Below are 12,762 nucleotides of genomic sequence, written 5' to 3' on the forward strand. Positions count from 1 at the left end.
CGAGCCCATGAAAAAGCATACGACCAACAATCACTCTGTGTCTTCAGCCGACCTAGCAACCTGTTCGACCGTCTCGGTAGATCTTGCCAAGAGGGTCTTCCAGGTGGCCGGGGAAAACGCCCTGGGCCAAGTGGTGTACGAGGACCGAATCAAATCGCGCGAAGCCTTCCAGGCGTTTCTTCGCCAACTGCCCATGAGCGTCATGGTGCTGATGGAAACAGGCCCAGGCGCTCAGGCATGGGCGCGGTTGCTGCAGGCCCAAGGCAACCCGGTGCGGATCCTGCCTGCGCAGCATGTGGCCGATCATCGCAGCGGGCCGAAGAATGATCGCAACGATGCACATGCGATCTTGCGGGCGGGTCGAGATAGTCGGATTGTCTCAGTGCCGGTCAAAAGTGCCGCGGCGCTGGCCATGCAGGCACTGCATCGCGCCCGCCAGGGCTATGTGCGGCGGCGCACGGCCATGGGTAATCAGATGCGTGGCTTGCTGCTCGAGCATGGCGTGGCCTTGGCGCAAGGTGAGGCGGCGATCAGCCGGGTGGTGCCGCGGATACTCGAGGATGCCACCCAGCCGCTGCCGGATCTGCTGCGCGAGCTGATTGCTGAGCTGCTCGGCGAATGGAGCCAGTTGGGCGAGCGCGTCAGCGTATTGACCGGCCGGCTGGAAACGGCTGCACAGCAGGATGAGACGGCAAAAAGGTTGATGACGGTGCGTGGCATCGGTCCGATCATCGCCACCGCGCTGCTGGCCAAGCAGGTCGAGCCTGAGCGCTTCGCCAACGCACGCCAGTTTGCCGCCTACTTTGGTTTGGTGCCCACTCAGCACAGCAGCGGACAGAAAATCCGGCTGGGCAAGATGAGCAAGCAGGGCGACGCCTACCTACGCAGCCTGGCGATCCAGGGCGCGCATGCGGTCTTGAGACAGGTGCGGCCTGATTCGGAACAACCCGATGACCGGCGCTTGCTGCGCTGGCTGTGTCGCTTGGGTCGCAAGGAAACGGCCGTCCGATTGGCCAACCGTACCCTACGCATCGTCTGGGTATTACTGAAAACCGAGCAGACCTATCGTCGCCACATGGGCAATGTCCAGGAGGCGACGATGAGTCACTGATCCACAGAGTTCTGCCACCGGGGCGTTAAAGCGCTCCAACCCTTGCTAAAGAACATTGACCCCAGGTCAGACCGTCGCGGATTGATGCCTGTGCTCCTACTGGCCCTTGAGGCCTTAACGTAATTGGCATACCGCGAGCTTATTGAATGTTGGCCAGAAGCCGATCAGGCTTCCTCGAGTAGGCCTTATACATAGATGCAGCCGGGTAGCAGTGTTCAAAAGCGGGTTGATAGTGGGGGCGAGTCCATACATAGGAGCAAGGCTTGCCTGCGATGGCCCAACCGCAGTACATCAGGCAAACCGCAGCGTGTTCATCGCGAGCAAGCTCTGCTCCTACAGGGGGGTAGGAGCCGCCGCGATCAAAAACAGGGCACAAAAAAAACCGGCGCCTGAGCGCCGGTTTTTTGTTGCTGCCAGTCTTAGGCCGCTTTCGCTTCCTGCTGACCCAGCGAACGGTTCAGTGCACTGAACAGTGCCTTGAAGCTTGCGGTGGTGATGTTTTCATCAATGCCCACACCATGCACCGGGCGCTCACCATTTACGCGCAGTTCAATATAGGCCGCAGCCTTGGCATTGGTGCCCGCGCCAATGGCGTGTTCGTTGTAGTCCATGATTTCCACGGAGATCGGCAAGCCGGCCACCAGTGCCTCCAGGGCGCCGTTACCGCGGCCATGCCAGTGCAGGGTCTCACCGTCGCTGTGAACTTCGACGTCGACCTTGCTGTTGCCGTTCTCTTCCTGCAGGCGATGGCTGACCAGCGCGTAAGGATTGTTGGCTTGCAGGTACTCGCGAGTGAGCAGGGTGTAGATCTGCTGGGCAGTCATCTCCAGGCCCAGGCGATCGGTTTCACCCTGGACAACCTGACTGAATTCGATCTGCATGCGGCGTGGCAGGCTGATGCCATATTCCTGCTCGAGCAGGTAGGTGATACCGCCCTTGCCAGACTGGCTGTTGACGCGAATGACTGCTTCGTAGCTGCGACCGATATCGGCCGGGTCGATTGGCAGGTAAGGCACTTCCCACAGGGTGTCTTCTTTCTGCTGGGTGAAGCCTTTGCGGATCGCATCCTGGTGCGAGCCTGAGAATGCGGTGTGAACCAGGTCGCCCACATAGGGGTGGCGCGGGTGTACTGGAATCTGGTTGCACTCTTCAACGACTTTGCGCACGCCGTCGATGTCGGAGAAATCCAACTCAGGATCAACGCCCTGGGTGTAGAGGTTCAGGGCCAGGGTCACCAGGTCGACGTTACCGGTACGCTCGCCGTTGCCAAACAGGCAGCCTTCGACGCGGTCGGCGCCAGCCATCAGGCCCAGTTCGGTGGCGGCAACGCCAGTGCCACGGTCGTTGTGGGTGTGCAGGCTGATGATCACGCTGTCACGGCGCGAAACATTGCGGCCAAACCATTCGATCTGGTCGGCGTAGATGTTCGCGGTCGACACTTCCACGGTGGCCGGCAGGTTGAGGATGATCTTTTTCTCAGGCGTCGGGTTCCAGACCTCGATCACGGCGTCGCAGACTTCCTTGGCGAACTCAAGCTCGGTGGCGCTGAAGGTTTCTGGCGAGTATTGGAAGGTCCACTCGGTTTCAGGCTGTTGTGCGGCGTACTTGACGAACAGTTTGGCCGCGTTGACCGCGATGTCTTTCACGCCTTGCTTGTCTTGGTTGAAGACAATGCGGCGGAACGACGGGCTGGTAGCGTTGTAGAGGTGAACGATGGCTTTTTTCGCGCCGCGCAGCGACTCGAAGGTGCGGGCGATCAGGTCTTCACGCGCCTGGGTCAACACCTGGATGGTGGTGTCGTCCGGGATGTGGCCGTCTTCGATCAGGGAGCGTACGAAGTCGAAATCGGTTTGCGAAGCGGAGGGGAAGGAGGCTTCGATTTCCTTGACGCCCACGCTGACCAACGTCTTCCAGAAGCGCAGTTTCTTGGCTGCATCCATAGGCTCGATCAGCGACTGGTTGCCGTCGCGCAGGTCGGAGCTGCACCAGACGGGTGCCGTGGTGATGGACTTGGATGGCCAAGTGCGATCAGGCAGGTCAATGGTCGGGAACGCGCGGTACTTCTTCGAAGGGTCTTTGAGCATGGTCATCGGAGCAATCCTTTTGAGGTGCGGCCTTGAAAAGGTGGCCTGCCAGATAAAAAGTTGGAGAGGGCGAGGCGACGCGATTCAGCCAGGCAGTCGTGCACTGACCAGGCAGAGGCTGCGATGTTGACGACGTTGGATGAGGGTGTGCGTAGTGTTCATGTCTCAACCCTAACCATTGGGGTTAAAGATGGCAAGTACGCGAGAAAAATTGAGATAAATGTGCAGCTATTGCAATATTTCGAGATTTTATGCTCCTGTAAAAGCAAAAAGACCGCGAAAATTGCGCGGTCCTTTTGATTGGCGCAAGCCAGGGCTCAGGGCTGGAATGCACCAATGAAAATAGCCGGATCGACCCGTGCATCGTTGAGGCTGATATTCCAGTGCATATGCGGGCCCGTCGCACGGCCGGTTGAGCCGACTTTGCCGACCACGCCACCACGAGGCATGGCTTGGCCCACCTTCACGTCGATCTTCGACATGTGGCAGAACATGCTGATGAAGCCTTGGCCGTGATCGACGAAGACAGTATTGCCATTGAAGAAGTAGTTGCCGATCAGGATGACCTTGCCAGCGGCTGGCGTCTTGATCGGGGTCCCGGCCGGGACGGCAAAGTCCAGGCCGGCATGCGGGTTGCGCTCTTCGCCGTTAAAGAAGCGGCGCACGCCAAAACGGCTGGACAGCGGGCCGTTGACCGGTTTGTCCAGCAACAAATTGCTGGGGATATTGGGGCTGAAGCTGCGATAGGCCTGGAGTTGCTCGGCCAACTCGGCCTCGATGCGCTTGAGGTCGGCGGGGTTGGGGTTGACCTGACGCTGGTTCTTCAGGGTGATGCGTTGCTCGGGGTAACGCTTGGCGTCGACTGAGAAACTGAAGTTTCGGCCATTGCTGCTGAGCTGGGCAGGGCCTTGTTTTTGAGTCAATGGCAGGCCAACGATGGCCAGCCAGTTGTTCTTTTCTTTGATCACCAGCACCGGCTTGCCTTCAAAGCGCGCCTGAGGGGCGCTGGCTGCCGGCCCCAGTTTGATGACCGCGACGCCGCCCGGCACCGGTTTGTTGAGCAGGCGGGTGATATAGCTATCGGCATTGGCGGTGACGGTCAAGGGTAGGCATAGCATCAACAGCAGGGTAAACAGACGGGGCATGATCAGTCCAATAAAGAGAGCGTGACAGGCGTCAAGTGATTGTCTTCGACCCGCACCTGCAACTTGCCTTCGCCCAGAAGGGCGGTCAGGCGTTGGCCCGTATGGGTTTGCTCGGCACGACGTACGGCCTCACCGCGTTCATCCAGCAAAATACTGTAGCCGCGCCCCAGCGTTGCCAGCGGGCTGACCACGTGCAGCATCTGCACTTGCGCCTGCAATTGCAGCTGCTTGGCCTTGAGGTTTTCGCGCAGCGTTCGGGGCAGGCGTTCGGCCAGGTTATCCAGGCGTTGCTTGAGCAGCGCCAGGGTGCGCCCCGGGTGTTGGGCCGCCAGCTGAGTTTGCAGGCGGCCAAGGCGCTCGCGACGGTTGTTCAAGCGATGCTCGAAGGCGCGACGCAAGCGCATGTCCAGATCGTCCAGGCGCTGTGCCTGCTGGCGCAAGCGTTCGCCGGGGTGGCGCAGGCGCTTGGTCAGGCCATCGAGGCGCAGGCGATCGTGCAACAGCCTTTGCTGGATGCGCAGCAGCAAGCGGCGTTGCAGGGATTCGACCCGGCGTTGCAGGTCGCTACTGTCCGGGGCAAGCAGTTCAGCGGCTGCCGAAGGCGTGGGCGCGCGCACATCGGCGACGAAATCGCTGATCGAAACATCGGTTTCATGGCCCACTGCGCTGACGATAGGTGTGACACAGGCGGCCACGGCGCGAGCGACGTCCTCTTCGTTGAAACACCAGAGGTCTTCCAGCGATCCACCGCCACGGGCCAGGATGATTGCGTCAAAACCTGCGCGATCGGCGAGCTTGATGGCCCGGACGATCTGGCCAATGGCATCGCGACCTTGCACGGCGGTCGGGATCAAGGTCAGCTCGACTTGCGGTGCGCGACGGCGAAACACACTAATAATGTCGCGTATGACAGCGCCGGTCGGTGAACTGACGATACCGATGCGTTGCGGGTGCGCAGGCAACGGCACTTTGCGATCCGTACCGAACAGCCCTTCGGCCCCCAGTTTTTCTTTCAGGGCATCGAAGGCCAGGCGCAGGGCGCCGTCACCGGCCGGCTCGACCGTATCGAGAATCAGTTGGTAGTCACCCCGGCCCTCGAACAGCGAGACTTTGCCGCGCACCTTGACCGCCAAGCCGTCCTTGAGCGCTTGGCGCACACGCGCTGCGTTCTGGCGGAACAACGCGCAACGCACTTGGGCATTGCTGTCCTTGAGGGTGAAGTACACATGGCCGGAGGCTGGGCGCGCGAGGTTGGAGATCTCGCCCTCGACCCAGATATTGCTGAACACATCCTCCAGCAACACCCGGGCGCGGCCGTTGAGCTGGCTGACGGTGAGAACTTCGCGGTCCAGACCGAGTCTGGCAAAGGGATCTTTAATCATGGGCGGCATGATACGGCGACTATCGCGTGGGTCGCCACGCTATTTGAGCGCTTGACGCAGCGGGGCAGGGGATTAAGCTGCCGGTTTACGTAGTCTGCAGGCCGGTTTGATGAATACCCAGAGCATTATTGTCCCGCGGATTTCCACATTGCCGGTGCATGAGCCCCGGGCGCGGGCGATCCTGCGCTGGCTGGTGAGAAAGGACATCGTCAGCGAAACGCTCAGCACGTGCGGGCGCACCGGCAACCGTATGGGCTACGCCATTGCCCCAGGTGCCCGGCAGGTGGTCAAGCACCCTGAGTTGCTGCCGTTCGATGAACCGGTCAACGGCCTGGAAGTGATCACCAAGCGCTGCATCTATACGCCGCAGCAAGGGTTTCTGGGCGAGGCCGGTTGCGCAAATTGCCGCAAGGAAGTGGGCGAGGCACTGTTCGAGAGCCTTGAAGACTGGATGCCGGGCTCCACCGATAACTTCACCTGCCCGTTATGCGGCCATGAAGACGACATCAACGGTTTTCTGTTCCTGCAGCCGTGCGCGTTTTCCAACCTGGGTTTTATCTTCAACAACTGGTCGGCGGCCGTGCTACGCCAGGAATTTGTCGATGAATTTGCCGATTGGCTAGACCAGCCAGTGGCACTCGTCGAGGTACTCATCGGAGAGATGTGAACCCGCGCAATGTTCACATTGAGCCCGAGGGCATGTATGAGTATAATGGCGCGCTTCCATTTTCCCGCCCGGGAGCCCCCGCGATGCTGCGTATCAGCCAAGAAGCCCTGACCTTCGACGATATTCTCCTTGTACCTGGTTATTCCGAGGTACTGCCGAACGAAGTCAGTCTCAAAACCCGTTTGACCCGTGGCATCGAGCTGAATATCCCACTGGTTTCTGCCGCCATGGACACCGTCACCGAAGCGCGCCTGGCTATTGCCATGGCCCAGGAAGGCGGCATCGGGATCATTCACAAGAACATGACCATCGAGCAGCAAGCTGCCGAAGTGCGCAAGGTCAAGAAGTTCGAAGCCGGCGTGGTCAAGGACCCGATCACCATCGAGGCAGACGCCACGATTCGTGATTTGTTCGAACTGACCCGCATGCACAACATCTCCGGCGTCCCGGTATTGCACGATGGCGAATTGGTCGGCATCGTCACCTCCCGTGACGTGCGTTTCGAAACTCGCCTTGAGGCCACCGTTCGTGAAGTGATGACGCCTAAAGAGCGTCTGGTCACTGTGCGCGAAGGCGCCGACAAGATCGAAGTGCGTGACCTGCTGCACAAGCATCGCCTGGAAAAAGTCCTGATCGTCGACGACAAGTTCGCGCTCAAGGGCATGATGACCGTCAAGGACATCGAAAAAGCCAAGGCCTACCCACTGGCCAGCAAGGACGATCAGGCGCGTCTGCGCGTTGGCGCTGCGGTCGGTACCGGTAAAGACACGGGCGATCGCGTTGCTGCCCTGGTTGCAGCGGGCGTTGACGTGGTGGTGGTCGATACTGCCCACGGTCACTCCAAAGGCGTGATCGACCGCGTTCGTTGGGTCAAAGAGAACTTCCCTCAGGTTCAGGTGATCGGCGGCAACATCGCCACCGGCGCTGCCGCCAAGGCACTGGCCGAAGCTGGCGCTGATGCGGTCAAGGTCGGTATCGGCCCAGGTTCGATCTGCACCACCCGTATCGTTGCAGGCGTCGGCGTGCCGCAAATCAGTGCCATCGCCAACGTTGCCGCTGCCCTTGAAGGCACTGGCGTGCCACTGATCGCCGACGGCGGTATCCGTTTCTCCGGTGACCTGTCCAAGGCCATCGTTGCCGGTGCTTCCTGTGTGATGATGGGTTCGATGTTCGCCGGTACTGAAGAAGCGCCGGGCGAGATCGAGCTGTTCCAGGGCCGTTCGTACAAGGCTTACCGTGGCATGGGTTCGCTGGGCGCAATGTCCCAGGCCCAGGGCTCTTCGGACCGTTACTTCCAGGACTCCTCCGCGGGTGCCGAGAAGCTGGTGCCGGAAGGTATCGAAGGGCGTGTCCCGTACAAGGGCACCCTGACTGCCATCATCCATCAACTGATGGGCGGCCTGCGCTCTTCCATGGGCTACACCGGTAGCGCCGACATCGAAGAAATGCGCACCAAGCCAGAGTTCGTCCGTATCACGGGCGCCGGCATGGCCGAGTCGCATGTACACGACGTACAGATCACCAAGGAAGCACCGAACTACCGCGTAGGTTGATGCTTCGGGCAACACCATCAAGCGGGGCTGTTTTCGACAGCCCCGTGTCGTTTCTGAATTACCACTGACGAGATTGAGTCATGGCCCTCGACATTCACGCTCACCGAATCCTGATCCTCGACTTCGGTTCCCAATACACCCAACTGATCGCCCGCCGCGTGCGCGAAATTGGCGTGTACTGCGAACTGCACCCGTTCGACATGGACGATGAAGCGATTCGCGAATTCGCTCCGCGCGGGATCATCCTCGCAGGCGGCCCTGAGTCCGTTCACGAAGCCGACAGCCCTCGTGCTCCACAAGCCGTCTGGGACCTGGGCGTGCCAGTCTTCGGTATCTGCTACGGCATGCAGACCATGGCCGAACAACTGGGCGGCAAGGTAGAAGGCTCACAGCTTCGTGAGTTCGGTTATGCCCGTGTTGATGTAGTCGGCAAGAGCCGCCTGCTCGACGGCATCGAAGACCACGTTGACGCTGACGGCGTCTTCGGCCTGGACGTCTGGATGAGCCACGGTGACAAGGTCACCAGGATCCCGGACAACTTCCATATCCTGGCCAGCACCCCAAGCTGCCCGATCGCCGGCATGGCCGACGACACGCGTGGCTACTACGGCGTGCAGTTCCACCCGGAAGTGACCCACACCAAGCAAGGCGGCCGCATCCTGTCGCGCTTCATCCTCGACATCTGTGGTTGCGAAGCCCTGTGGACGCCGTCGCACATTGCTGATGACGCCATCGCTCAGATCCGTGCCCAGGTCGGCACCGACAACGTCCTGCTCGGCCTGTCCGGCGGTGTTGACTCCTCGGTGGTCGCAGCCCTGCTGCACAAGGCCATCGGCGACCAACTGACCTGCGTGTTCGTCGACAATGGCCTGCTGCGCCTGCACGAAGGCGAGCAAGTGATGGCCATGTTCGCCGAGAACATGGGCGTCAAGGTGATCCGCGCCAATGCCGAAGACCAGTTCCTGAACAATCTGGCTGGCGAAGCGGACCCAGAGAAGAAGCGCAAGATCATCGGCCGCACCTTTATCGATGTGTTCGACGCCGAATCCTGCAAGCTGGACAACATCAAGTACCTGGCCCAGGGCACCATCTACCCGGACGTGATCGAGTCGGCTGGCGCCAAGAGCGGCAAGGCCCACGTGATCAAGTCGCACCACAACGTGGGCGGCCTGCCGGAAGAAATGAACCTCAAGCTGGTAGAACCCCTGCGCGAGCTGTTCAAGGACGAAGTCCGTCGTCTGGGCCTGGAACTGGGCCTGCCGTATGACATGGTCTACCGTCACCCGTTCCCGGGCCCAGGCCTGGGTGTGCGGATCCTCGGTGAAGTGAAGAAGGAATACGCCGACCTGCTGCGTCGCGCCGACCACATCTTCATCGAAGAGCTGCACAAGGCCGACTGGTACCACAAAGTCAGCCAGGCGTTCGTGGTGTTCCAGCCGGTCAAATCGGTGGGCGTGGTCGGTGACGGCCGTCGTTACGCTTGGGTCGTGGCCCTGCGTGCGGTAGAAACCATCGACTTCATGACGGCACGTTGGGCGCACCTGCCTTACGAGCTGCTTGAGACGGTCAGCGGCCGGATCATCAACGAAATCGAAGGCATCTCTCGCGTCACTTACGACGTGTCGAGCAAGCCGCCTGCGACCATTGAGTGGGAATGATCCTGCCTTGATTGGTTAAACAAACGCCCCGACATGTCGGGGCGTTTGTTTTTGTGGGCACGGCAAGCCTCAGACCCTAGTCATCCCATGAAGCTCCAGCGCGTTACTCAATTCTGCCAGGTTATTGAAGCGACGCCCGTTGATCATCGACCAGAACGTACCGGGCCGACTGGTCTGGATTGTGAGAGCCCCTGCATCCTGGATGACGGGCGTGATGTGAATCAGGCCATCCCTGCTGCGGTGGTAGAGCGCGTAGCTGTTATCGGCTTTTAGCTTGAGGGTGAATGTTCCGGGCGTCGTCAGGCCTTTCTGCAGATCCGAAGGAATCACGGAGGCGGAGTGAGGCACAGGTTCGGCAGTGGCGTGGACCTCTGGCAGCTTGCCCAGCAGGAAGTCGTTCTTGACGTGATACGACGGGCCATTGAACTTTAGTGGCCCGACCCTGCCAGTGTCCGGGCTGATGGCCACGGTGTCGCTTGGCCAAACATCGGTGATGCGAATACTCACACCATTGTCCAACTCGCTGAGCCCCGGGACGTTTTCGAACGTGTTGGCATGCACTTCGCCGACCAGTGCCACCCATTTTTGCGGGGTTGCCTGGGACGCCTGGATGACCGTGTGGGCGTAAAAGTTCATCATCTTCGCTCGCAGCGTGCCTTCAAGGTCGGTCAAGCCAGTACGCAGGGCGCTGGCCATGCAGTCGATGGCCTGGATGTGAATGTGATGAAGCTGCGCGGTCTTAACCAGGTTCAGAAAGTTGTATTCGCCCTTGATGGCGAATTGCCTGTCCAGATACTGCAAATACGCTTCAAGATTGGCTGGCATCTTGCCGGTGGCCATGAAGATGTCCAGATCGGCTTGGTGAAAATCGGTCATCAGGTGTTCCAGATACAAAAATCGAACCTTCAGCTTGCTGAGCAGGGCCATGTTTTCGATCAGGAACCTTTTGCTGGCAATGGTGGTGTGTGCTTCGCCAATCACCAGGCCTTGCGCCTTTTCATAAACACTTTCAATGATGGTTTTAGGCGACGAAGTGCTTGGAATGTCGGGCAATGGCGGTCGAGCGTCCAGCGCATGGCTATCGAAAAACGCCTCGCTGTCTCGCACCAGCGTTTGCCTGAGATCCTTGAACGTGTTGAGTGCTTCATTGGTTTTGGGGTCTTGCGCCATATAGCCGGGGCGCAGTCCGCGCGGATCGCTGCGACCACTCACGTACTTTTCCAAGGGCTCCCGGGATACTTGCGGGATGTCATAGCCGGTGTCCAGTACAGACGACTCCCGAGGGGTGGTTGATGAGCCGAAGGGCCATTTGCCAAAGAATTTTATCCCTCCCCTCAAGGCCAACTTCGGAACGGGCTCCCAAGTGCCGCGTGCAGTGAAACGAACGGGCTGTTGCTGGAAAAAGGCATAGGGTTTTTTTTCGTCAATGATGACCCAGCTGCCCAGCTGTTTTTCGTAACGCACCGCATAGGGCAGGTCATCGATACTGATATAGAACTTGTCATCGACCCGGTATACGCCCTGCATGATGCCCTCGGACTCCGGTTGGCTGGTATCGAGCAGCAGGTTGGCCATCGGGGTGTCCTGGGGAAGATAGAACGTGTCGGCAATCGGGCTCTCAGCTACGGGGACGTGAGGGCGGTGGAAGGTGGCGGCGAAGGGGCCTGCATCCAGTTCTGCCCGCAGTTGTGCCATTTCTTCCTTCAATTCGCCGGCTGGGCCTGAGCCAAATACCGCCAACAGATCCATACCGGCGGCAATCGAGCTTTCAATCGCGCCGCGGACACCTGCCTTGCGGCTGGCAGTGTCATCGCCATTAATGGCACGGTCGATGCTCAAGCCCATGCTCGCGAGGTCGGCCCCCACGGCAGCCAATGCCACTGGCCAGCACAGCGCGCCGATCACGCCCGCCACATGAGCAAAGGCCTTCAAGTAACCTATCCACATCTGCTTGCGCAACTCTGCATTGGAAGTAGTCGCAGTACGGGCGTCGGCTACCATGCGCTGCTTGGCCTGGTTGGCCAGGTAGTTGAAGATGTCCCCTTCGATGGTGCGATCGACGGTATTGAGCAGCCTGTGATCACCCTTGCCGTAGGTGCTCAGCAGAAGGCCAATCAAACTGTTCAAGCCTGTGCGCGAATCACGGGTTTCGTAGTCGGACAGATGAAAGTGGCATTGAAAGCGGGCCAGGGAATCCAGGCCGGTACAGCACTGCTGCAGTGTCCAGTAGTGAAGGTCATAAACGGTTGGAAAATAGTGAAACGCAGTGAGTTCTCCGCAGATATAGAGCACCTGCTCACCCTGCGCATTGACGAAACGAAGGATGTCGCTGGCAATGTACCCGCCGATATCGAAGGTACGCACCTGCCAGTCCGTGCCAGGTGTCTTGTTGGTTGCAAGGCTGGCGAGCGTGTAAGGCTCGGGCAGGTTGCCCACCATCGATTGCACCAACGAGGCCAGCTTGTGCCCTGAGAGCCCTCCGCTCAGGTAGTCTGCCTTGGCCCTGGCCAGGAAATTGACTTTGGCCATGAGGCGGAAGTCGTCAAATCGGTGTTTCCAGAAAGTATCCAGGGAACGCTGGAAGGCCGAAGGGAAGTCCAGCGTCCAGAAGTCCGTCAATACGTCCTGGCCCAGCAGCCTGACTTCGTTGCTTTCATCGAATCGCGCAGCATCGCGCCCGGCTGTATAAAAGCCGCCCATCTGTTGCAGCAGGTCGGCATTGTCCTGGTCGTTGCTGCTGAAACGGCGCATGACCAACTGCGGCAAACTCATGCTTTCCAAGGGTGGGCCAATATGCTCCCAGCCGGTAAAGCTCTTGGCGCTGCTTTGGGCATTGCCGAAACGATGCCAATAGACCTGGTCTGGCTCTAGTGCCACGCCTGCGTGTTTTTGCAGAATCCGTGTGGCCTCCTCGCGAGCCATTTGCCAGATGTCCGGGCAATCGTTGACAAGCGCATTGGCCATTTCGTTGAGTTGCGCGACCAGGGGGGAGGTTTTTACGATACCGGAAGCCTGCATGCTCAATTTCCTTGTTGAGAATGAAAGCGCCATTGCAGCAACTTGGGGTTGAGGGAGTGCGTTGCATATTGCTCAGGGGCGATTGACAACGCTTTCACTTAATCTTTCGCAAATGCAGGTGTATCTTATTCGCCCTTCTCGCCA

Annotated in this window: 8 protein-coding genes; 4 read left to right on the plus strand and 4 right to left on the minus strand. The window is 59.4% G+C overall.

Features of this window, described 5'->3' with window-relative positions; genetic code table 11:
* The first annotated feature begins 7 nt into the window (after nucleotides 1–7).
* Nucleotides 8–1,111 (plus strand): IS110 family RNA-guided transposase, encoded by a 1,104-nt coding sequence (locus tag AC3IX4_RS05400; protein WP_489261215.1) that lies wholly within the window; start codon nucleotides 8–10, stop codon nucleotides 1,109–1,111.
* 419 nt (nucleotides 1,112–1,530) lie between these two features.
* Here the strand turns inward: AC3IX4_RS05400 and leuA are convergent, their stop codons facing one another.
* The 3 genes from leuA to xseA all read right to left on the minus strand — a co-directional run bounded on the left by leuA (nucleotide 1,531) and on the right by xseA (nucleotide 5,722).
* Nucleotides 1,531–3,201, minus strand: a complete 1,671-nt coding sequence (leuA, locus tag AC3IX4_RS05405; RefSeq protein ID WP_489259582.1) for a 2-isopropylmalate synthase — start codon at nucleotides 3,199–3,201, stop codon at nucleotides 1,531–1,533.
* Nucleotides 3,202–3,512: 311 nt separating this feature from the next.
* Nucleotides 3,513–4,340 (minus strand): peptidoglycan DD-metalloendopeptidase family protein, encoded by an 828-nt coding sequence (locus tag AC3IX4_RS05410; RefSeq protein WP_489259583.1) that lies wholly within the window; start codon nucleotides 4,338–4,340, stop codon nucleotides 3,513–3,515.
* 2 nt (nucleotides 4,341–4,342) lie between these two features.
* Nucleotides 4,343–5,722: an exodeoxyribonuclease VII large subunit gene (gene xseA, locus AC3IX4_RS05415; protein ID WP_489259584.1), complete on the minus strand. Its 1,380-nt coding sequence runs from the start codon at nucleotides 5,720–5,722 to the stop codon at nucleotides 4,343–4,345.
* A gap of 109 nt (nucleotides 5,723–5,831) precedes the next feature.
* Between xseA and AC3IX4_RS05420 the strand changes: the two genes are divergently transcribed.
* The 3 genes from AC3IX4_RS05420 to guaA all read left to right on the plus strand — a co-directional run bounded on the left by AC3IX4_RS05420 (nucleotide 5,832) and on the right by guaA (nucleotide 9,600).
* The gene (locus tag AC3IX4_RS05420) at nucleotides 5,832–6,389 is read left to right on the plus strand and encodes a sugar ABC transporter ATPase (protein WP_489259585.1); all 558 of its coding nucleotides are present in this window, start codon (nucleotides 5,832–5,834) and stop codon (nucleotides 6,387–6,389) included.
* Between the two features lie 83 nt (nucleotides 6,390–6,472).
* Entirely contained in the window at nucleotides 6,473–7,942 is a 1,470-nt protein-coding gene (gene guaB, locus AC3IX4_RS05425; protein ID WP_489259586.1) for an IMP dehydrogenase, read from the plus strand.
* 80 nt (nucleotides 7,943–8,022) lie between these two features.
* Entirely contained in the window at nucleotides 8,023–9,600 is a 1,578-nt protein-coding gene (gene guaA, locus AC3IX4_RS05430; RefSeq protein WP_489259587.1) for a glutamine-hydrolyzing GMP synthase, read from the plus strand.
* A gap of 69 nt (nucleotides 9,601–9,669) precedes the next feature.
* Here guaA and AC3IX4_RS05435 read toward each other — a convergent pair whose 3' ends face one another.
* Nucleotides 9,670–12,618 carry a membrane-targeted effector domain-containing toxin gene (locus AC3IX4_RS05435; RefSeq protein ID WP_489259588.1) on the minus strand — a complete coding sequence of 983 codons (2,949 nt, stop codon included), beginning with the start codon at nucleotides 12,616–12,618 and terminating at the stop codon, nucleotides 9,670–9,672.
* Nucleotides 12,619–12,762 lie beyond the last annotated feature (144 nt).

This window comes from Pseudomonas sp. KH_021 (genome assembly GCF_057838865.1).

What these genes read in the sequence shown, in the direction of transcription:
- xseA (WP_489259584.1), bottom strand. Translation starts at nt 5,722, where the DNA reads ATGATTAAAGATCCCTTTGCCAGACTCGGTCTGGACCGCGAAGTTCTC.
- AC3IX4_RS05400 (WP_489261215.1), top strand. Translation starts at nt 8, where the DNA reads ATGAAAAAGCATACGACCAACAATCACTCTGTGTCTTCAGCCGACCTA.
- AC3IX4_RS05435 (WP_489259588.1), bottom strand. Translation starts at nt 12,618, where the DNA reads ATGCAGGCTTCCGGTATCGTAAAAACCTCCCCCCTGGTCGCGCAACTC.
- guaA (WP_489259587.1), top strand. Translation starts at nt 8,023, where the DNA reads ATGGCCCTCGACATTCACGCTCACCGAATCCTGATCCTCGACTTCGGT.
- AC3IX4_RS05410 (WP_489259583.1), bottom strand. Translation starts at nt 4,340, where the DNA reads ATGCCCCGTCTGTTTACCCTGCTGTTGATGCTATGCCTACCCTTGACC.
- guaB (WP_489259586.1), top strand. Translation starts at nt 6,473, where the DNA reads ATGCTGCGTATCAGCCAAGAAGCCCTGACCTTCGACGATATTCTCCTT.
- leuA (WP_489259582.1), bottom strand. Translation starts at nt 3,201, where the DNA reads ATGACCATGCTCAAAGACCCTTCGAAGAAGTACCGCGCGTTCCCGACC.
- AC3IX4_RS05420 (WP_489259585.1), top strand. Translation starts at nt 5,832, where the DNA reads ATGAATACCCAGAGCATTATTGTCCCGCGGATTTCCACATTGCCGGTG.